Genomic DNA, 20,905 nt, shown 5'->3' on the forward strand with positions numbered 1-20,905 from the left:
AGGCCCGTCAGAAGTCGCGCGCGACCGACGCCAGCTCTTCCTCGGTGAACACCGGGCCGTCCAGGCAGATGAAGCGGCCGCCGATATTGCACCGGCCGCATTTGCCCACGCCGCACTTCATGCGCGCCTCGAGCGTGGTGATGATGTCTGCGGGCGACACGCCCAGCTCGGAAAGCGTCGCGCGGCACGTGCGGAACAGGCTCGGCCCGCCGCACAGCACCACGGCGCGGTTCTCCGTCGAAAGCCCGTTGTCGCGAAACACCTGCTCGAGATACGGCGCGGTATAAGAAACCGGGCCGTCCCAATCGTCGCTTCCGTGGTAGACGCTCACGTGGACGTGCGTGTCGGGCCTGTTCGGCCAATCGTTCGTCAGCTCGTCCAGATAGACCAGGTCGGCCTTCGAGCTGGCGCTGTACACGATATCGATGCGGCCGTAATCGTCGCGATGGTCGAGGCAATGGCGGATGAACGAGCGCACCGGCGCCAAGCCGATGCCGCCCGACACGAAGAGCATGTCGCGGCCGCGGCACGATTCGTACGGAAACCAGTTGCCGTACGGCCCGCGCAGGCCAACCTGGTCGCCCTCGCCCAGCTCGTGGATGCGCTCCGTCACGAAGCCGACGCGCTTCACGGCCATTTCGACGTAATCGTCGCCGAACGAGGTCGCCGCGAACATGCACTCGCCGAACGGAGGCACGGACAGCATGCCCAGTTGGCCCGGCAGCACGTCGAAGGGACGCGCGCCGTCGAGCGTCTGCAGGCGGATCGACTTCACGTCGCGCGTCTGGCTCTCGATCCGGACGACCCTGCAGACCTGGGGAACATAGGGCTCGCACAGATGGGCGCAGCCGTGGAAAATCCCGATCTTAGACATCGGCCTCTCCAATCCGCTCGATGATGCGCGTTATATCCACCGATGCGGGGCACTCCCTCATGCATCTGCCGCACCCGACGCACAGGCCCGTTCCGTAGCGCTGCTCGAAGAAGCACAGCTTATGCATGAAGCGCTGGCGCACCCGCGCGCTTTTGCGGGCGCGCGGGTTGTGGCCGCCCGCCATCTGCGTGTAATCCGCGAACATGCAGCTGTCCCAGCAGCGGAAACGCGAGCCTTCGTCGGCACGGACGTCCTGGCTGATGTCGAAGCAATAGCATGTCGGGCAGACGAAGGTGCAGGTGCCGCACGTCAGACACGATGCGGCGACGTCTTCCCAAAGGTCGTTTTCGAACAGGTGCGGAAGCTTTTCGGCCAGCCCTTCGGCATCCACCTCGAGGGTGCAGGCCGCGCGCTTGGGCGCCGACGCGGGCGCCCAAGCGCTCACGGCGTCTCCCCACGCGCGCACGGCCGCCTCGCCGCGCGGCGTCTGCGCCGCCGCTTCGTAGCAGTCGCCGCAATCGGTCAGCAGCACGTCGGCAGAAGGCGCGGCTCCCGAATCGACGCCCATCGACGAGCAGAAACAGGTCCTGTCGGCCGTCGGGCACGCCATGGCCACCACGGTCGCGGCGTTGCGGCGCGCCTCGTAGAACTCGTCGACGAACCCCTTCGTCAAAAACACCTGGTCGAGCCTGTCGATCGACGCCATATCGCACGGCCGCACGCCGAAGACGGTGAACGGGGCGTCGGCAAGCGCCGCCTGCTCGATCGAAAGCTCCCCTTCGTGCCTTTTCCAGCGATACATCTTCTCCGTCGCCGGGAAGAACAGCTCCTTCGGCGGCTCCTTGGTGTTCTGCATGTCGAACGCCGGCACCACGCCTTCGCCGAACTCGACGAACTTCGAGCCGCCGCTCACCTTGCACGGGACGAAAACCGGCTGCGTTGCCGAGATGCGCTCGAGAAGAGCGGCGACGGCGCTTTTCGAAATCGCCATGAGCGGCCTCCTTACATGAATTCCTCGACGTCGTCGGTCCTGTACGTGCGCAGCGGATCGGGGCCGCCATCGCTCAGGCCGCCGCCTTCGTAGGGTCCGAACAGGCGGTCGATATCGCGCACCTGCTTATGCACGAGGCTCATGAGCGGCAGATCCATGGGACACACGCGCTCGCACTCGCCGCATTCGATGCAGCCTGCCGTGCATTTGCCGCGCTGATAGCAGTCTTTAAGATTCACTCCGGCGTCGGATGCGATCGCGGCTATGCGCCGCCATTGCGATTCCCGCGCCTTCGTCAGGACGACCGGACCCATAGCACGCTCCTTCCACGCGAACGTACACCCACCATGACCAGGCAATACGAAGCTAAGCCCTCAAGGGCCCGGAATTTTTTCATTGTCGGATCGATGGGCGGAGGAAGAGATATTCCTCCCTTTGTGCAATTGAAACTATCTCACTGATAATTGGGTCCGTGGCACACAAGATGGCCGCCGACGCTATTGGCCGCCAATCGGCGCAACCGTGCGCCCCCTGCCGTTCGCCGCCCGTTTCTCAACTCGAATTATGAATGCATCTCCATGATTATGCAGAACGTATGCACGCCCGAAAGGTCTGCCCGAGTGTAAAACGAAGGCGCCTGGCCTTGAAAGACCGGGCGCCTCGAAAGACGGCTTTCGGCTAGCGGTTCTCGATGCTGCCGATGTTTTTCAACTCGATACTGATCAGGCCGTTGGGGGCGTTGACGAACTCGATGTACTCGGAGCTGTTGCTGTATTCCGAAGGAAACGTGATTTCGATGCCCGTATCCGTTCGTATCTTGTGATTTTTCGCCACGCGCTGGGCCACTTTCTTCTCGACGGGAATGCGCTCGGGAAGCCGCTCTTCGGCCACCGCCTGCTCGAAGCGCTTCTGCAGGGGCTCGTCTTCGAACACGTCGGCCGCCATGTCCCACGGAGCCAGATACTCCTCGTCGTCGGCCGCTTCGTTCACGCACGCCTTCGCTTTCGAAAGCGCCACCGCCGTATTGGCGCCGTATTCCTCGGCGACCTCTTCGACGATGCGGGTCACCGCATCGATGACCTCTTTGCTCGACGCCTCGTTGGTGCACTGCAAAAGCCCGTCGGGAATGATCAGGCGGTCTTCGCCCGAAATGGAGCGCGGCTTGTCGCAGAAAAGCACGGACATCGAACGCAGGTCGACGACCGCATACGAGGCCACCTTCTGCGAAGGATTGGGAAGGATGGCGTAATGGCGGGCGATCGAATTGCGCACCGCCCCGTTGTCGGCGCGGCCCACTTCATGCATGTAGGCCTGTTTGCTTTCCAGCAGCAGCAGGGCGAAATAGCGAGGCGTGCGGCCGTCGAAGGCCTCGTCGACCGCATCTTCCCTTTCGGTGCCCGCCTCGATTTCGGCATCCTCCTCGAAATCGATCGCGAGCAGGTCGGCCGATGCCGCCTTGTCCTGATGCTCCAGCTGACCGCAAAGATACTGCGCCGCCTCGATGGACAGATCGACGAAATCGACCCCGCCGTCGCGATAGGCGCGCAGCCTCTCGGCGAACATGCTGTCATCGGAAAAAGAGCCGTGCTTGTTGTCGATATTCGAAAGCGCGCGGCGGGCGTGCGTGGCCACGTAGTTTTTCACCTGGCGGCTCGACAGATCGAGCTCTTCTTCAGAAAAGACGTTCACGCACGAATTGAAATCGAAAACGTGCAAGACGGCATGGTTGATACGGGTGCTCATAAGCCTTCGTTCCTCGTTCGACTCGTTGGTTCGATATGCGGCCATACAGGATAGCACGCGAAAGCGGCCCGGCACCCGAAGCGCGTTCGGATGCCGGGCCGCGAATGCACGAGGCGATGCCGCCGGCGGCTCTAGGACGCGAACGCCCCTAGCCCTGCGCCGCGTCGGCCTGCTCCTGGGCGGCCAGCTGGTTGAGGGCTATCGAGTCGAGACGCGCCATGACCACGTCTTCCACGTCGAAGGAGAACGGGGCGAGTGCGTCGTCCTGGAACACGGTGCGCATGTAGCCGCCGCACTCGTCGCAGGTGGCGATGCGATGGGAATCGTCGCCTTCCACGTTGAAGTAATGCAGATGGCCCTGGTTGCGCGTGCCGCAACGGGCGCAGCGCACGCGTTCGAACGCCCACGTGCAACCGCATTGCGCGCACCACAGGGTTTTCGCGCGGCCGTCGCTTTTCTTGGTGACGCCCACGCGGGCCGCCGTGGCGGGCGCGCCGCACACGGGGCACTCGAGCGGATGGCCCTCGTCGGCGCCTGCGTCTTCGAGCGCGCGCTGCAAGGCCGCCGCGGAAGGCTCGACGAGCGCGCGCAGGGCGTAAAACACCGCCGACACGATGACGGAAGCCGCCGCCTCGTCGGCGCCGTCGGCCAGAAGCCTCTGCGCGAACGCGTCCACATAGGCGGACGGATTGCTGCCCGCCACCTCGAGCGGCGAGCCGTCGATGGCCGCCGCCCAATCGAACGAGGAAAGCGCGGTCGTCGCCTCGGGCGCGAACCCGCCCTTTTCGGCGATGCAGGCGGCCACGGCGCCGCACGCGTCGGCCAGAACCGCCGCATCGATCGCAAGCGACGCGCGATGGAGCACGGGCGCGCCCTCCGCAGCCCAGGCGCGCAGGTCGTCGGCCGCAGGCATCACATGCGCGCGCGGAGCATGCTCGGCCGCGATCCGCTCGCGCACGTCCCAGATCGCGCGGAAGAACGCGAGCCTGGCGTTGTCGGCATCGTCGAGCTGCTTTTCATATGCGGCCAGCGCCGCATCCGCCAACTTCAGATTCATGGATACTCTCCCATCCCGGCCGAAATGCGGCCGAGTCCGAATTCCTGCATGAAACGCATTCGAAGCGAAAGGCGCCTTATCGAACGAAGCGACAAGGCGCCTTTCACGTCGAACGACGGCCCGAAGCGCCGCCGCCGGCACGAGCCGGGATAGCGGCGCGTCGGGCCGTCGAGAAGGCTGGAAAGCGCGCCGCGCAGGGCGGCTTTCCAGCCGAAAACACCCGAGTCGAAAACGCCTACTTGCGCTTTTCGACCACGTTCTTGCCGTCTTCGAGCTCGGCACGGGCCCAATGGCCCCAGTGATAGAGCGCATCGGATTCGGAGACGAGGCCGTCGCCGAACATGGCGCGATGCATGCCCCTGTACGGCTGGAAGATGCCGCCGCCCAGGAAGATGTGCGCCAGACCGAACACGGCGATGCCCAAAAAGCCCAGGTCGTGCAGGAACAGCATGACGCCGTAGACGGTCGCGCCGAAATCGAGCACGGTGGTGTCGAGCAACAGGGCGATGCCCGTGATGCCCATCAGGCCGCCGAACAGCCACAACATGCCGTCGGCGAAACGCTGGCCGCTTTTGACCTCGCTCTGGTCGGGCATGTGGATGAAGCGGGCCATGAACAGGTACGGGAAGAAGAGGATCATCCACTTCTTATCGTCAGAATCCCACTTCGCGAACAGGTTCTTGAAGATGTGCACGACGCCCTTGGGAGCCATGATCGCGCTGATCAGCGGGACGGCGACGAACAGCACGCCGAGCACGCGATGCGCCATGCGGATCACGAACACCGTATCGGCGCCGATGGCCTGGCCCAGGGCCGGGACGAACACGAACAGGCCGCTGAAGCACAGCAGGATGCAGCACACGATGGTGATGCCGTGCGTCCAGCGCGCTTGCTTGGAATGGCGCTTGATGTATCGGCCCGTCTCGCTCGCCTTGCGCTCTTCGAGGAACTCTCGGTCGAGGGCTTCGTCGGCGGCGGAAACCTTCACGGCGCTACTCATGGCTGCCTCCTTTCTTCTTCGGCAGGTTCTCGGTCAGATGCTCGACGACCGTCAGCTCGTCCTGAGCGTCGCCGTGCTTGACGACCTCGCCGGTGTCGACATCGATGGTATCGCCGGTCTTCTCGTTGTACGCGAGGTTCTTGTGGCGATAGCCGGCCGCCAGGGCGAACATGGCGCCCAGGCCGAGCACCGTGGCGCCCGTGCCGACGGCCGTGATGGGCTTCATGATCTGCTGCAGGCCGACCATGGGGCTCACCTTGGGATCTTCGACCTGGCCATGCGCCTCGACGCCGTATTTCAGCACCTGGATCACATGGAGGCCGCCCATTTCGTTCTCGCCGTACACGGTCGCCTTCTCGTAGCCGTGGGCCTTGAGGAACTCGACGCGCTTATGGGCGATGGCGATCATCTCGTCGCGGTCGCCGAACTGCAGAGCGCCCGGCTGACAGGTGCTCACGCATGCGGGCGCCATGCCGTTTTCCACGCGGTCGATGCAGCCCGTGCACTTGTTGACCTTGCTCTGCGCGCCGTAATAATGCGGCACGTCGAAAGGACAGGCGCTGCTGCAGTACTGGCAGCCGATGCACTTGGAGTCGTCGACGGAAACGAAGCCGGTGGCCTCGTCTTTGACGAGCGCTCCGCCCGGGCAGACCTGGGCGCACGGGGCGTCCGAACAATGCTGGCAGCTGCGGCGGCCGAAGGCCCACGCGATGCTCTTGTTCGACATGCCCTCTTCGGCCTCCATCTCGTTGAACGTGATGATCAGGCGCGTGTCGCCGTTGACGTCGGGCGGGTTTTGGAGCGTGCCCGAGAACACGTTCTCGTTAAGCCCCGTCGGCGACGGCAGGCCGTTCCAGCATTTGCATGCGATCTGGCATCCCTTGCAGGCCGTGCATTTGGAGGAATCGAACAATATTGCTTTTTCACTCATGCCAATTCACTCCCTATGCCTTCTCGATGTCCACGAGGAACGCCTTGTACTCGGGCGTGAACGAGTTGGGGTCGCCCACGTTCGGGGTGAGGTCGTTCACGGTGTCGCCCGTGCCGAAGACGCCGGCCCAGCTGTAGTGATGGGTCAGGCCCACCAGGTGCTGGGTTTCGCCGTGCACCGTCAGCGGCTTGATGCGCTTGGTGACCATGGCGTCGACCACGACCGATCCGCGGTTGTTGAACACACGCACCTTGTCGCCCTTCTCGATGCCCTTCTCGGCCGCCAGCTCTTCGCTGATCTCGACGAACTGGGACGGCATGGCCTCGACGAGCGCCGGGCACATGCGCGACTGGCCGCCGGTCTGCCACATCTCGGTGACCGAGTACGTGGTGGCAACGATCGGGTATTCGGCCGAATCGCCCTTGCGGGTGGATTCGTTGCGCGCGAACTGCATGCAGGGGCTGTTGAGGGCGCCGTTGAGCGGATTGCTCTCGACAGGCGTCTCGAACGGCTCGTAGTGCTCGGGCAGCGGGCCGTCGGCCATGCCGTAGCTCTCCAGGCGGCCGTTTTGCTCCCACAGCATGAAGAAGGCCTTGTCGTTCGGCGGAACGGGCTTGCCGTTCTTGGCCGCGACGAAGTCGGCGGCGTCGACCAGGTTCCACTTGTCGCCGGTCCACTCGACCAGGACCTTCTCGGGGTTCCACGGCTTGCCCGCCATGTCGGCGGAAGCACGGTTGTACAGGATGCGGCGGTTATTCGGCCAGGCGTATGCCCAGGTCGAATTCAGGCCGATGCCCGAAGCGTCGGAATTGTCGCGACGGCCGATGGGCTGCTCGGCCGCATCGAGCGGCGCGTCGTTGTTGCTCCAGAAGCCCGAGTAGATCCACATCGCGCATGCGGTGGAGCCGTCGGCCTTCAGGTCGCCGTAGCCCGGAAGCAGGTCGGTCTTAGGCGCGGCGGACGTCGTGTTGCACTCGGTGCCTGCGACGCGGTAGCCGTTGAGCGCCCACGCCACGGGACGCGGGTCGATCTTGCCGTCGACGTAGTAGTCCCACTTCGTCTTGAGAATCGGGTCGGGGTTGGCGCCGCCCTCTTCCTCGTACAGACGGCAGACCTCGCGCCAGATGAGGTCGCACATCTCGTAGTCGGGCTTGGCCATATCCCACGGCTCGACCGCCTTGTTGCGGTACTGCATCCAGCGGCCGGAGTTCAAGATGATGCCCGGCTTCTCATAGATCAGCGCGCACGGCAGGAAGTACACCGTGGTGTCGATTTCCTCCGGATTCATATCCGGGGCCTTCCAGAACGTGGCCGACTCGGTGGCCACCTGGTCGGCGACGACCAGCCAGTCGAGCTTGGCCATGGAACGGCGGACGAAGCCTGCGTTCGGAGCGGAGTGACACGGGTTCATGCCCCAGTTGAAGTAACCCTTGATGACGCCCTGGTCCATGAGTTCGAACGTGGACATCATGGTGAAGTCGGGCGACGTGGGGACCTTCGGCCACCAATCGTAGCCGTAGTCGTTTTCGACCGTGGCGTTCTCGCCGAACCATTCCTTCAAGCTGGAGATGAGGAACTTGGGCTTGTTGGTGTAGTAGCCGTCGGAATACGTCTGGGACTCGAGCCACTTGCGCAGCGAGGAGCGGTCGGTGGTGTTGGCCCACTTCAGATATGCGGGATGCTCGTTGACCAGCATGCCCATGTCGGTAGCGCCCTGGACGTTGGGCTCGCCGCGCAAAGCGTTGAGGCCGCCGCCGGGAACGCCGATGTTGCCCAGGAGAAGCTGCAGGACGGACATGGCGCGCGTGTTCTGGGCGCCGTAGGTGTGCTGCGTCTGGCCGAGCGCGTACAGGACGGCGCCCGCCTTGCCGGGCTGGCCGGTGGAGGCGTAGGTGGAATACACCAGCTCGAGCGTCTCTTTGTCCATGCCGCAGATGCTGCACACGGTGTCCATGTCGTAGCGGGAATAATGCTTCTTGAACTGCTGGAAGACGCACAGCGGGTCTTGCAGGGTCATATCGCGCTTGGGATGCTGCACCACGGGAGGAGTGAACTCGGGCACGCCCTCTGCGACGGCCCATGCGTAATCGCCGCCTTCGGAGGTGTCCCAGACGGTTTCGGACTCGACCTGGTAGTGCCAGCTGTGGTTGCTGTATTTGCCCGCCTCTTCGTCCCAGCCGCTGAAGAAGCCGGTCGCGGGATCGAATTCGTATTCGGGATCGAGCAGGTAGGAAGCGTTCGTGTAGTTCAGCACGTATTCATGCTGCCACAGATCGTTTTCGATGATGTAGTTGTACAGACCGCCGTAGAACGCGATATCGGTGCCCGAACGGATGGGGCAATAGATATCGGCCTGCTCGGCCGTACGGGTATAGCGCGGGTCGACGACGATCCACTTCGCGCCGCGCTCGTGGGCCTTATGAATCCACTTCGAGCTGACGGGGTGGTTTTCCGCGCTGTTGGAGCCGATGTTCATGATGACGTCGGCGTTTTGGAAGTCGCACCAATGGCTCGTCATAGAGCCGCGACCGAATGATGCTGCCAGACCGGCAACGGTGGGGCCGTGTCAAACACGGGCCTGGTTGTCGACTGCTACGACGCCCAGGCTGCGCATGGCCTTGAGGATGAGATATTCTTCCTCGGAGTTCTGCTGGCTGCCGCCCAAGCTCGCGATGGCGGGCGTGTAGTTCACCGTGAGGCCGGTCTCGTCGGTTTCGACGAAGGTGGCGTCGCGCGTGTCTTTGACGTTGCGCGCGATTTCCTCGATGGCGTCTTCCCAGCTGATTTCCTCCCAATCGGAAGCGCCCGGACGGCGCACCATAGGACGGGAGATACGATCGGGGTTTTTGACGACCTCGCGCGTCTCGGGATCGACGATGTTGCGAAGCTGGAACATCGAAGCACCCTTCGGGCACAGACCGCCCTGATTGATCGGATGGTCGGGATCGCCCTCCAGATTGATCAGCTCGCCCTCGCGAACCGAGCACAGCGAGCCGCAACCGCCGGCGCAATAGCAGCAGATATTCGTGTACTCTTCGGTGTTCACGAGCTTCCAGTTCTTATCGGGCTCGACGGCGAGTGCCGGCGAAGCCGATGCGAGTTGGAATGCGGCGCCTGCCGCGAACGTGGCGCCCGCGGCCTTGAAAAAGCCCCTGCGTGTCAGGTCCATAGCCTCGTCTCCTTTCTTTCTTTCACTGCGGTGTATACGTTTTCGAAAATCGAAGCATGCGCTCGGAAAATGGACGGGCGCATGGCTCGAAAGTCGGAAACGAGGGGGCGTTACCCTCCCGTTACATTGATCAATGGTAGCATTGCGGCATCAATTGGACCGAAAGAACGCAAAGCGAAGCCGTTTGATTCGGCAAATGGACGCATCATGTATAAAAGCCAAAAAACATGCTTTCATTGAGATTAAAACGTGCTTTTTTCTAGATTCCGCTCATGCGGCGAATTTGTCGAAATTCCCTGGGGATCGCCGCGCCGCAGCATGTTGAATAATAGAAAACGCGGCTCGAACGGCCGCCCGATTCCGCATCGCCGCGAATGGGCTTCGGCGTCGCGGAAGTCCCTCGCACCGCCCGGCCCGCGCCGACGCGCAAGCCGACGGCGCCACCTTCGCCGAACAAAGCGACGGTCGCGGCGGCCCGACGCGGCGCATCGCATCTTTCCTAACGCAAGCGGACCCGGAATGAAGATCCATTCCGGGTCCGACATGAAAGATTCAAGCCGTCGTTTCGGGCTTTTCCGAGACATCGCGGCGCTTCGCCCGCGAACAGGCGTTTAAAGCTTTTCGACCAGATCGAACGATCCGTCCTTATCGGCATACAGCGATGCGAGGCCTTTGATCTGCTCGACGCCTTCGGCGAGTGCGCACGCGGCGGCCGTATCCTGCGCCGCGAAACGCAGCGACATGCCGCAGCCTGCGGAGATGGCCTTCGGCGTGGGGATCATGGCGGGCTTGGCCTGCGCGAGCGCATGATAGGCCGCCATGGCCGCATGGGTCGATTCGAACGCCATCACATACATGGACTCGATCACAGCTCGATCACCTTCGCGGCCTCGCGCATGCGGCCGAGGATGTCGTACATGTTGGACACCTCGCCCACGGCCAGCTTCTCCTTCAGGCCGTAGAAATCCAGGCACGTGCCGCATACGAGCACCTCGGTGCCCTGTTCCATCAGCTTGCGGACGCTTTCGATGTTTTGGTCCTGGCCCTCGACGAGCAACTTGACGCCCTCGTTCATGAACAAAAGCGACGCGGGGGGATCGCCCGCTTCGGAAAGCGTGTAGAGCGCCATCTTCATCAGGTTGCCGCCCAGTTCGCCCTCGCTCGTGCCGATGGCGTCGCTTTTGATGAACACCGCGTAGCCGCAACCCATCGGACCGCAGGCGCCTTGCACGGGAGCGGCGGCGTCAGGCGTCGTCAGTTCGACGGCTTCGGCGCGCTCGCCCACGGCGAACGAAACGAGCCATCCGCCCTCGATCGCGTCGACGGAAACGCCGATGCCCTGCTTCTCGCCCAGCCTGGAAAGGTTTTTCACCGCGGTCTCGTTGTCGACCTGCACGGCAAGCTCGGTGCAACCCGCATCGAGCTCCTTTTTCGCCATGACCAGCGGCAGCGGACACTGCTTGCCGAACGCGTCGATGATTTTCATAATCGGTCCTCCTACAGCATTTCGATGAAGGCGGCGATGCGGGTTTCGAGCTGGCCCAGATCGCCGGTCGAGTAATCGGTCTCGACCTTCAGGTAGGGAATGCCGCGCTCCTCGCATGCGGCCGCGACCTTCGCGGACTCGACGTTGAACGTGTGGCACGCCTGCAAAACGACCTCGATAACGCCATCGACTTGATATTTCTCAACCATGGCGAGGCTGTTTTCGATGCGTCCCTCGTTCGGCGTCATGACCGAGCAGTTGATGCCCAGGTAACGGTCGGAGATGGCGCGCAGGATATCGTCGGCATCCTCGTCGATCAGCATACTCTGAGTACGCTCTCCGGAGCAATCGTCGAGGCACACGATCGCGCCGCCGTTGCGTTCGATCGTCATGCCCACCTTCTGGATCACGCCGCCCGAAGGGCAGCCCGTGAGCATGATGCGCTTGGCGGAAGCGGGCACGGGGCGCTCCCTCGCCTCATAGGCGGCAAGGCGGTCGTCGGCGAGCTTTTCGACCGACTCGACGAACTTCTCGACGTCGAAGCTGAAGGTGCTCTTAAGCAGCGTGGTCATCATCTCGACGCCGCTCATCGCAGGCGGCGTGTTCTCCTGCAGCGCATAGAGCTTGTTGAAGGCGCGGCGGGCGCGGTTGCGCAGGCGCACGGCGTCGCGCAGGGCCTCGTCGGTGATCTCCACGTCGAAACGGCGCTCGAGCTCCTGCTTGAGCAGCTCGACCTCTTCGCGCCAGATGTCGGACGCATAAGCGCGGCCCTGGCTCTGCGGAAGATGCAGCACGTACGTCGGCTTGATGTCGTTGAGAAGCTCGTACATCTTCTTCTTGCCGTCGCAGGTGGTCTCGCCGATGATCAGGTCGGAGAAATAGGTGTAGGGGCACTTCTGCGTGAGCGCGAAGCCGTAGGTGCCCTTGATCAACGGGCAGAGGTTCTTCGGCAGCACGGCCTCGGCGTCGGGAACGGTCTCATTGCTCATGCCGCACAGGCCGACGGCGGCGATGCCCGCGGCATCGAGCAGCTCGAGCGGCGTGTAGGAGCACAAGCATCCGGCGAGCTTGCCGCCGTTCTGCTTGAATTCCATCGCGGCGATGAAGCCCGCGCGACGGGCGTCATCGAACGCCTCGAAGATCTCGGGCAGCGTGTCGGGGGCTTTCTGCGGCGTGGTGTTTTCCTGGCTCATGGACATCGTTCCTTTCATGGTCTGGAATGTCGGATTCGTATGGGAAGACCTCTGCATCGGCTGCAAAAGGGCCTTTGCCTAAGAAGCGCTCAGCGCCGCTCCGATGGCGCCGGCGAAACGGGCTTCGGGCGTCGTGCGCACCGGCGCGCCGAGGGCGCCGGCGAGACGCTGCACGACATAGGCCTCGTCACACAGGCCGCCCGTGAGCACGTAGGAGTCGCCGCCCACCTGGGATACCAGCGGAACCACCTTGGCGACCACCGAGTCGATGACGCCGCAGGCGATGTCTTCGCGCGGGATGCCGCGGCCGATCAGCGAGATGACCTCGGATTCGGCGAACACGGTGCACATGGAAGAAATGGGGGTCGGCTCGCCTTCGCGCGCCAAGACCGACAGCTCGGGCATCGAGACGCCGAGCCTGTTCGCCATGATCTCGAGGAATTTGCCCGTGCCCGCGGAGCACTTGTCGTTCATGACGAACTTCGCCACCTTGCCCTTCGCCAGGCGGATGGCCTTGGTGTCCTGGCCTCCCACGTCGACCACCGTCACGTCGTCGCCGAACAAGAACGCGGCGCCGCGGCCGTGGCAGGTGATTTCGGTGACGGCCTTGTCGGCGAACGGAACCGAGATGCGTCCGTAGCCCGTGGCCACCGTGGAAGCGCGCGGGTCTTCGACGTCGTACCCCTGCAAGCGCAGCTCCTCGGCAAGCCTTGCCGCCGCGTCGGCGCTGTTGTAGCCCGTCGGGATGGCCGTCGTGAACGCGAGCTTGTCGCCTTCGAACACGGCCGCCTTCGCCGCCGTCGATCCGATATCGATGCCGACTCGAATCGGCTTCACGGCGTCGAGGCCGCCCATCTGTTCTTTGCAATCAGTCGTCATCGTTCGCTCGCAATCGTCTCGAGTGCCTCCAAGGCAGCATCTATTTCTTCATCCGTATTGAGGTGGGAGAAGCTGAAGCGCACCACGCCCCCGTCCTGCGTGCCGAGCGCCTTGTGCATCAACGGCGCGCAATGGGCGCCCGCTCGCGTGCAGATGCCGTATTCCATCGACAGGCGCATCGACGCCTCGGCGGCCTCCATGCCGTCCACGTCGATCGCCGCGATCGCGCAGCGGGCATCCGAGCCGCCGCCTACCACGCGCACGCCAGGTATGGCGCGCACGCCGTCGAGGAAACGCGCGCACAGGCGGGAAACTTCCCCTGCAACGGCATCGATGCCTTTGTCCTGCAGGTACGCGATGCCCGCCGCAAGGCCCGCCAGGCCGTGGGCGTTCGCCGTGCCCGCCTCCAGCGCATCGGGCATGAAGCGCGGATGGCGCTCGTCGAAGCTGTGCACGCCCGAACCGCCTTCGGAATACGGCGCCACCTCGATATCGCGGGCGACGCACAGGCCGCCCGTACCCTGAGGGCCCAAAAGGCTTTTATGGCCGGTGAAGCACATGATGTCGGCGCCGAGGGCGGCATGGTCGAGGGGCATAACGCCCGCGCTTTGCGCGATATCCAGGATGAACAGCGCGCCGGCATCGTGGGCAAGGCGCGCCATGGCGGCCGCGTCGTAGACGTCGCCCGTCACGTTGGACACGTGCGTCACGGCGACGACATCGGGATTCAAGCCAAGCAGGCGTTCGTATTCCCGCATGTCGAGCGAGCCGTCGGGGCGGATGGGAGCCACGTCGACGGCGCATCCGCGCTCGTCGCGGGCTTTGAACAAGGGGCGCAGCACGGAATTGTGCGACGCGGCCGTAGTGAGCGCGCGGCCGTGCGCGGGAAGCGTTCCCGCGATGGCGGCATTGAGCGCGGCCGTGGCGTTCGCCGCGAATGCGACGCGCGAAGCATCCGGCGCCCCGAGGAATTCGGCCGTGCGCATGCGGGCGTCATAGAGCGCCTCGCTTGCCGCGAGAGAGGCTTCGTGGACGCCGCGGCCCGGCCCGCCGAACGAGCACAGGGCGCGCGAGACGGCCTCTACGACCTCGGGGGGCTTTTTCATGGTCGTGGCCGCATTGTCGAGATAGATCATGGGAATCACCTTGCAAACTGATCGAAGCATGAAAAGACGGGCCGCACGAACGCAGGCCGAGAATCGGGTGCAAGCGCAGCCGAACCGTCGCGCGAAAATGCGGCGCGACTCTTTCGCGATGCAGCGAATCGATTGAACGTGCGAGGCAGAGAAAAAGCTGACGCGGCGCTGCAAGCAGAGATGCGCCGGTCGCTATTCAGTATAGAACGCCGCGTGAAACCAGGCCGCCGCAAGCGGCGGACGGTCGCGTTCGAAGCGTGAGCGTCACTTCGAAAATATGCACTGCGACACGTTATTTCCTGCTTTTATATTCAAGAGATACCGTCGAATTGCATATTTTATCCAGGTAAGATCGAGCCGGCCTTCCGATAACGCTTCAATGCCGGAGCACGAAGCCGCGCGGCAGGGCGAGCCGCGGGCGTGGCGCGACGAGCGGCGGGCGCGGCGCGCAAAAAAAGAATGGCGGCATGACGCCGCCATTCTTTCGAAAAGCCGTGGATGCGCGATCGCGTTTAGTGATCGAGCTTGTCCTCGCCGGAAATGTTGTGCTTCTCCGGGTCGTAGGTCAAGCCGCCGTGCTCGGTTCCGAAGAACATGAGCTTAGAGGGGGCAAGACCCTCGATGTTGGCCAGGTAGGCATGAAGCATCGTGAAGCAGATGAACACGAACATCATGAAGTAGTGGATGATGCGCACGCTCATGGCTCCGCCCATCATGTTGATGGCAGCCTCGAACATCGGCAGGTTGGCCGTGGGAGGCCACAGCAGCAGGCCGGTGAAGAACATGAACGCCAGCAGCAGCGGAATGGCCAGATAGGAAAGCTTCTGGGGCACGCCGAGCTTTGCGGACAGCGGATGGTCCTTCTTCAGGAACAGGTAGTACTTGATCCATGCGCCGAGCTGATGCTTGTTGTCGGCCTGGGGCAGCCAGGTCTTGTAGTCGGGCACCAGTTCGCGCGTGCCGCCCGCAGGAGCGGACTTCACGGTGAAGGCCAGCACGATACGCACCAGGCAGTTGATGAAGATCACGAAGCCGAAGAAGATATGGGTGCCGCGAGCGATGCCCATGAACTCAGGCCAGAACGGGAAGTGAATGCAAAAGCCCGTCACGATCAACAGGATCATCGCGATCAGGTTGACCCAGTGGGTCACACGGAACGGCGCGGGATGCGCTTCGCGGTAATGCGCGAGATGGGCCATCTTACTTCACCCCCCAAGGGCTGGTAACGGTTTCGAACTTCTTGCCCGTCTTCGGCTCGACGATGTGCACGGCGCATGCGGTGCAGGGGTCGAAGCTGTGGACGGTACGCAGCGCGTTGATGGGCTTCTCGATGTCGGCCACGGGCACGCCGATCAGAGCCTGCTCCAGCGGACCGTAGTTGCCCTTCGGGTCATGCGGAGCGAGGTTCCAGGTGGACGGAATGATGATCTGGTAATCCTCGATCTTGCCGTCCTTGACCTTTTCGGAATGGTAGAGGGCGCCGCGCGGAGCCTCCCAGAAGCCGGTGCCTTCGCCGGTGATGTGGTCGGGAATCTCGAAGTAGGCGCTGTCGCCGCCCTTGACGGCCTCGCACAGCTCTTCGACCCATCCCTTCATCAGCGTGGCGATGTAGAGGGTCTCGATCTGGCGGGAGCCGGTACGGCCGAGCGTGTTCTGCAGCGCGGAAAGGTCGCCCTTCTTCGCGCCGAGAGCCTCGAGCAGCGAGTCGATGTGCTCGACGACGAAGGGAACGTTGCGCTTGTAGGCCACGAGCAGGCGGGCGAAGCCGCCGGTCTCGAGGGACTTGCCGTCATAGAGCGGGCACTTGTTCCACGTGTAGCGATCGTCGACGTTGTACTCCGTGAAGGCAGGCTTGACGCCCTGCTCGAACGGAGGCAAGTCGGCATCGCCCTCGTACCAGGAGCGACCGACGTACTCGGTAATCTTGGACTCGTCGACGTCGGAGAGCTTGAAGTTCTCGTCGAGGACGCCTGCGGGCAGGTAGCGGTCGTTCATCTCCATGGACGGACGCTCGAAGACGCCCCATGCAGCGTAGCGGCCGATGCCCTTGCCGAACGTGGCCGCCTCGGGATAGAACTTCGCCACGGCGAGCGTGTCCGGGATCATCGTGGAAGCGATCCAGTTGTACAGCTCGTCGACGAGGCCCTTGAGGTCGTCGAGCTTCTCCTCGGTGGGAACGAAAGCCGTGCCGCCGGGGACGATCGTCATGATGTGGGGCATCTTGCCGCCGAGCAGGGCGGCGATCTCGGATGCCTTGCTCTGCATCTGCAAAGCCTCGAGGTAATGAGCCGTCAGGATGAGGTCGGCCTCGGGGGTGAGGTTGTACTCGCCCGTGTCGAACCAATTGCCGCTGAAGATGGAGAGCTGGCCGTTCTCGGCGAACTTCTTCAGGCGGTCCTGCAGGCCGACGAAGTCGGCGGACGGCGTGCCGAGCTCGGCGGCCAGGTCGTAGGCGGCCGTCGCGTCGGCGGAAAGCGCGTTGAGCGGGTTGACGTAATCGAGGCCGGCCAGGTTGTAGAACCACAGGATGTGGCTGTGCAGGAACTGGGAACCTTCGATCAGGTTGCGGATGATGCGGGCATTGTTCGGAATGCTGATGCCGTAGGCCTTCTCAGCCGCGATGGAGGAAGCATGGGCGTGCGAAACCGGGCAGACGCCGCAAATGCGCTGCACGATCTGCGCCGCGTCCTCGGGCGTGCGGTCGCGCACGACGAGCTCCATGCCGCGGAAGCAACCGCCGGAAACCCATGCGTCGGTAACCACGCCGTCGGTGACTTCCATCTCAGCGCGCAGGTGGCCTTCGATGCGGGTGATCGGGTCGATGATGGAACGTGCCATTACTGGTTGCCTCCCTTCTTCTTGCTAGCGGCTTCGAGGTCTTCTTTCGGGTACACGCCGATGGCCTTATCGGGGTGCTTGGCATCCCATGCGCGCACCTTCTCGAAATCGGCGCCCTTGGGAACGCGGCCGGCGGCCTTCATGCCGAAGCCGTGGACCACCAGAGCGGCGGCGACGATGCCGGTCACGCCGAGCGCGATAGTGCCGGGCTGGACCACGAAATCGCCGATGCGCAGGTCGCGGTGACGCTTGTAGAACGGCGTGTTGACCTCGACCCAGTTCTGGCCCGGGTTCTCGGGGTTGGCCTCGCAGCAACCGATGCAGGGAGCGCCTGCCTCGACGCACCAGCTGCGACGATGGTTGTAGCGCACGACGCCGCAGTTGGCCTTGGTCTGAGGACCGCGGCAACCCAGCGGGTACAGGCAGTAGCCCTTGGCCTCTTCCGGAGAGCCGAACTGATAGACGAACTCGCCGTTCTCGAAGTGGCCGCGGCGCTGGCAGTTGTCATGCACGGTCTGGCCGAAGATCTGCACGGGCTTGTTCTCGGCGTTGAGCTCGGGAAGCTTGTCCAGCAGCAGGACGTCGATCAGGATGGCGCAGAGCCACTCGGGGTTCGGCGGGCAGCCGGGAATGTTGATGACGGGGGTCGCGATGCCCTGCTCCTTGAGGAACATCTGGACGCCCTCGGCGCCTGCCGGGTTGGGATGGGCGGCCATCCAGCCGCCGTTGACGGCGCAAGAGCCCAGGGCGACGACCGCGTTCGCATGCTCGGCGGCCTCGATCAGGTGCTCGTTGCCGGTCTTGCCGGCGATGCGCAGGGCGTTGCCGCCCCAGCCGTGAAGCACGGCGCCCTCGTAAACGAGGATGTAGTTGCCGGCCTTGATGGTCTGCTCCTTGGCTTCCTCCATGGACCAGCCCGCGGCGGCGCTCAGGGTCTCGCTGTAGTTCAGCGAGATCATTTCGAGCACGACGGCTGCGGCATCGGGAGCGTCGAGCTGAGCGAACGCCTCCGTGCAGCCGGTGCAGGATGCACCCTCGATCCAAATGACGGGGTACAGATCGCCCTGGCTCGCTCCGATGACGGACTCTTCGAGCGCCTGGGCCACGCGGGGAGCGGCGGCCTCTCCCAGACCGACCATGACCGCGAGCGTGCCACACAGTTTCATGAAGCTACGACGCGAGACGCCTCGCGCATCGAGCATACCCTGAAACTCTGAGACAGTGGCTTCGTTGTCCATACATACACCTCCTATTAGATGTGTCGAAAATACTGACAGGCGGCATTATGCGCGAACTGTTGCCGTCCTGACACCTAAAAATGACATTTATGCAAAATTCCTGTTCAAAGGCATAAAAATGTTACGAAAATATGCCGCGGTAGCAACGAAATATTACATATTTTGAAGCGGGTAACATACCCCAGGTCAGAGGCCTGCACCATAGGCGCATCACCCCATAAAGGTGATGGTTCGAAAACGCGGTATCCATCTGAAAATCCTGCCGAATCCGCGCTCCCGTCAAATGGGCGATGCAGAATTATGCATATGCATAAAATAAATGGAGCCGCATGCATATATGCGACTCCTTGCAGGGCATGCGACGCTTCGCACACCATCCCTTTGAGACGATGGGCCCGGCCTTAGTAGTTTTCGGCGCGGATTTCGAAATGGGCGCGCGGATGGTTGCACACCGGGCAGACTTCGGGAGCCTCCGTGCCGATGTGGATATGGCCGCAGTTGTTGCACTTCCACGCGTACACTTCGCCGCGCTTGAACACCTCGCCCGCATTGATGCGCTCGGTCAGCTTGCGATAACGGGCCTCGTGTTCTTTTTCGACCGCAGCCACGCCGTCGAAAAGACGGGCGAGCTCGTCGAAGCCCTCTTCGCGAGCGGTCGCGGCGAATTCGGCGTACATGTCGGTCCACTCGTAGTTCTCGCCCGACGCCGCGTCGGCGAGGTTTTCGAGCGTCGAAGGGATCGAACCGCCGTGCAGCGCCTTGAACCAGAGCTTGGCATGCTCGGACTCGTTCTTCGCCGTCTCGGCGAAAATGTTCTGAAGCTGGACATAGCCGTCCTTTTTCGCCTGCGATGCGTAATACAGATACTTGGTGTGGGCCTGAGATTCGCCGGCGAACGCCGCCATGAGGTTCTTCTCGGTCTTGCTTCCCTTCAGTTCCATGGTCTCTCCCCTTTCCACGAAGACGGTCGCGGGCGCGTCGCTCTTCGGCGGCGCGCGCATGCGCGAAGGCGCCGCATGGGAAACGACGCCTGTGTCAAGAATATCACGGCGCCTAGGCCCTGACGAAAAACGACACGAAACGGGAAACCCGAGACGCTACGCCTTCCAGCCGCCCTCCGTCAGAGAGAAGAATCCTTCGCAGGACAGGTCGGCCATGATCGAACGGTACTCCTGAACGGGCACGCGGTCGCGTCCCGCGCGCAGCTCTTCGGCATCGAGGCGCGCATGCAGCTCTTCGTCGGCGATGCCGGGGCATGCCATGACTTCGCGCACGATCCAAGCGCGCTTCTGCCGGCGCGACCCCTCGAATGCGCTCTGGCGCGTATACGACGCCGAACGCCTCGTCGGGTTGACCTGAGTCTTTTTCAGATGCGCGCCCACGTCGAGCAGCGCGTAATACCAGCCGCGCACGTCTTCGGCAGGACACGCCGCCTCCACCAGCGGACGCAGCTGCTTGTCGGTCACGCGCTCAGCATCGGGAAAGAACTCGTGGATGAACACCGCGCGCACGTTCGTCTCTATATATATGCAGGGGACATCGCGCGAAAACGCCGTGATTCCCGCCGCCGTCGCCTCTCCGATTCCCGGCAGCTTGCAAAGCTCGTCGACGCCCACGGGGAGCGCCCCGCCGAATTCGGACGCGCAGATATCCGCCGCGCGCTTAAGCGCCAGGGCGCGCCGGTTGTATCCCATGCCCTGCCACTCCTCGACCACATCGGCGCTCGACGCCGCCGACAAGGCGTCGACCGTGGGAAATCGGGCTATGAAGCGCTCCCAGCGCGTCAAGACGCGCGCGACCTGGGTCTGCTGCAGCATGACCTCGGAAATCCAGATGGCATACGGGTCGCGCGTATTGCGCCAAGGAAGGTCGCGATAGAGCTCTGCGCCCTGCTCGCGCACGCGGCGGACGAATGCGTCGATGTCGTCGGACGAAACGCCGTTCGGCAGCGCGGCCGTCATGCGCGGCGCTGCCCCTCGAACAGCGATTCGAGGGTGATCGATCCGAAATATTCCTTCATCAGGTCGTCGGCGCGCTTCCATACGCCGCGGAACTCGCATTCGCGGCAACGCTCGCAGTAGCCGGAATCGGCGGCGCACGGCGACATGTTGATCGGGCCCTGCAGGGCCTCGAGCACCTCGAGCAGCGTGGTGGTGGTCGGATCGCACGCCAACGACAGGCCTCCCTTGGCGCCGCGCACCGTTTTCAGAAGGCCTGCGTGCACCAGGTCATGCTGGATGCTGCGCGCGAACGCGTATGGAATGTTTTCGCGCTCGGCCACCTCGGACACGGACACGTAGGCGTCTTTGCTGTCGTAGGCCGCGCGGATGATACGGCATGCGTAATCGCTTCGACGGGTGAGTTCCATGA

19 protein-coding genes are annotated in these 20,905 nt (G+C 63.3%); all 19 read right to left on the bottom strand.

The features are described 5' to 3' along the window. Positions 1-7 precede the first annotated feature (7 nt). The 19 genes from DMP07_RS01485 to DMP07_RS01580 all read right to left on the bottom strand — a co-directional run bounded on the left by DMP07_RS01485 (position 8) and on the right by DMP07_RS01580 (position 20,903). Positions 8-874 (bottom strand): FAD/NAD(P)-binding protein, encoded by an 867-nt coding sequence (locus tag DMP07_RS01485; RefSeq protein WP_123197379.1) that lies wholly within the window; start codon positions 872-874, stop codon positions 8-10. Further along, a complete protein-coding gene (locus tag DMP07_RS01490) occupies positions 867-1,865 on the bottom strand; it encodes a 4Fe-4S dicluster domain-containing protein (RefSeq protein ID WP_123197380.1) in 999 nt (332 codons plus the stop codon). Before DMP07_RS01490 ends, DMP07_RS01485 begins: the two co-directional genes overlap by 8 nt. A gap of 11 nt (positions 1,866-1,876) precedes the next feature. Next, a complete protein-coding gene (locus DMP07_RS01495; protein WP_123197381.1) occupies positions 1,877-2,179 on the bottom strand; it encodes a 4Fe-4S dicluster domain-containing protein in 303 nt (100 codons plus the stop codon). 364 nt (positions 2,180-2,543) lie between these two features. After that, positions 2,544-3,608, bottom strand: a complete 1,065-nt coding sequence (locus DMP07_RS01500; RefSeq protein WP_123197382.1) for a nucleoid-associated protein — start codon at positions 3,606-3,608, stop codon at positions 2,544-2,546. A gap of 148 nt (positions 3,609-3,756) precedes the next feature. Next, the gene (locus DMP07_RS01505; protein ID WP_123197383.1) at positions 3,757-4,665 is read right to left on the bottom strand and encodes a formate dehydrogenase accessory protein FdhE; all 909 of its coding nucleotides are present in this window, start codon (positions 4,663-4,665) and stop codon (positions 3,757-3,759) included. Between the two features lie 235 nt (positions 4,666-4,900). Further along, complete coding sequence (locus DMP07_RS01510) at positions 4,901-5,665, bottom strand: cytochrome b/b6 domain-containing protein (RefSeq protein WP_123197384.1); 765 nt, start codon at positions 5,663-5,665, stop codon at positions 4,901-4,903. After that, entirely contained in the window at positions 5,658-6,596 is a 939-nt protein-coding gene (locus tag DMP07_RS01515) for a 4Fe-4S dicluster domain-containing protein (RefSeq protein ID WP_123197385.1), read from the bottom strand. The genes DMP07_RS01510 and DMP07_RS01515 overlap by 8 nt, the downstream gene beginning before the upstream one ends. 13 nt (positions 6,597-6,609) lie before the next feature. Further along, complete coding sequence (locus DMP07_RS01520; protein ID WP_148039622.1) at positions 6,610-9,765, bottom strand: molybdopterin-dependent oxidoreductase; 3,156 nt, start codon at positions 9,763-9,765, stop codon at positions 6,610-6,612. Positions 9,766-10,376: 611 nt separating this feature from the next. Continuing rightward, complete coding sequence (locus DMP07_RS01530; protein WP_161956998.1) at positions 10,377-10,634, bottom strand: putative Se/S carrier-like protein; 258 nt, start codon at positions 10,632-10,634, stop codon at positions 10,377-10,379. After that, positions 10,631-11,251: a sulfurtransferase-like selenium metabolism protein YedF gene (gene yedF / locus DMP07_RS01535; RefSeq protein ID WP_161956999.1), complete on the bottom strand. Its 621-nt coding sequence runs from the start codon at positions 11,249-11,251 to the stop codon at positions 10,631-10,633. The genes DMP07_RS01530 and yedF overlap by 4 nt, the downstream gene beginning before the upstream one ends. A gap of 11 nt (positions 11,252-11,262) precedes the next feature. After that, positions 11,263-12,444, bottom strand: a complete 1,182-nt coding sequence (locus DMP07_RS01540) for a double-cubane-cluster-containing anaerobic reductase (RefSeq protein WP_123197390.1) — start codon at positions 12,442-12,444, stop codon at positions 11,263-11,265. Between the two features lie 78 nt (positions 12,445-12,522). Then, positions 12,523-13,323 carry an acyl-CoA dehydratase activase gene (locus DMP07_RS01545; protein WP_244594809.1) on the bottom strand — a complete coding sequence of 267 codons (801 nt, stop codon included), beginning with the start codon at positions 13,321-13,323 and terminating at the stop codon, positions 12,523-12,525. After that, positions 13,320-14,459 (bottom strand): aminotransferase class V-fold PLP-dependent enzyme, encoded by a 1,140-nt coding sequence (locus tag DMP07_RS01550; protein ID WP_123197392.1) that lies wholly within the window; start codon positions 14,457-14,459, stop codon positions 13,320-13,322. The genes DMP07_RS01545 and DMP07_RS01550 overlap by 4 nt, the downstream gene beginning before the upstream one ends. Positions 14,460-14,971: 512 nt before the next feature. Further along, complete coding sequence (locus tag DMP07_RS01555; RefSeq protein WP_123197393.1) at positions 14,972-15,658, bottom strand: cytochrome b/b6 domain-containing protein; 687 nt, start codon at positions 15,656-15,658, stop codon at positions 14,972-14,974. A 1-nt stretch (position 15,659) separates the two neighbouring features. Continuing rightward, the gene (locus tag DMP07_RS01560; RefSeq protein ID WP_123197394.1) at positions 15,660-17,297 is read right to left on the bottom strand and encodes a nickel-dependent hydrogenase large subunit; all 1,638 of its coding nucleotides are present in this window, start codon (positions 17,295-17,297) and stop codon (positions 15,660-15,662) included. Then, a complete protein-coding gene (locus DMP07_RS01565; protein ID WP_123197395.1) occupies positions 17,297-18,535 on the bottom strand; it encodes a hydrogenase small subunit in 1,239 nt (412 codons plus the stop codon). Before DMP07_RS01565 ends, DMP07_RS01560 begins: the two co-directional genes overlap by 1 nt. Positions 18,536-18,936: 401 nt before the next feature. After that, positions 18,937-19,476, bottom strand: coding sequence for a rubrerythrin (gene rbr, locus DMP07_RS01570; RefSeq protein WP_123197396.1), 540 nt, complete (start codon positions 19,474-19,476; stop codon positions 18,937-18,939). 156 nt (positions 19,477-19,632) lie between these two features. Continuing rightward, positions 19,633-20,496 carry an HhH-GPD family protein gene (locus DMP07_RS01575; RefSeq protein WP_123197397.1) on the bottom strand — a complete coding sequence of 288 codons (864 nt, stop codon included), beginning with the start codon at positions 20,494-20,496 and terminating at the stop codon, positions 19,633-19,635. Further along, positions 20,493-20,903 (bottom strand): RrF2 family transcriptional regulator, encoded by a 411-nt coding sequence (locus DMP07_RS01580; RefSeq protein WP_123197398.1) that lies wholly within the window; start codon positions 20,901-20,903, stop codon positions 20,493-20,495. Before DMP07_RS01580 ends, DMP07_RS01575 begins: the two co-directional genes overlap by 4 nt. Positions 20,904-20,905: the final 2 nt, after the last annotated feature.

Source organism: Slackia faecicanis, assembly GCF_003725295.1.
Lineage (GTDB): Bacteria > Actinomycetota > Coriobacteriia > Coriobacteriales > Eggerthellaceae > Slackia > Slackia faecicanis.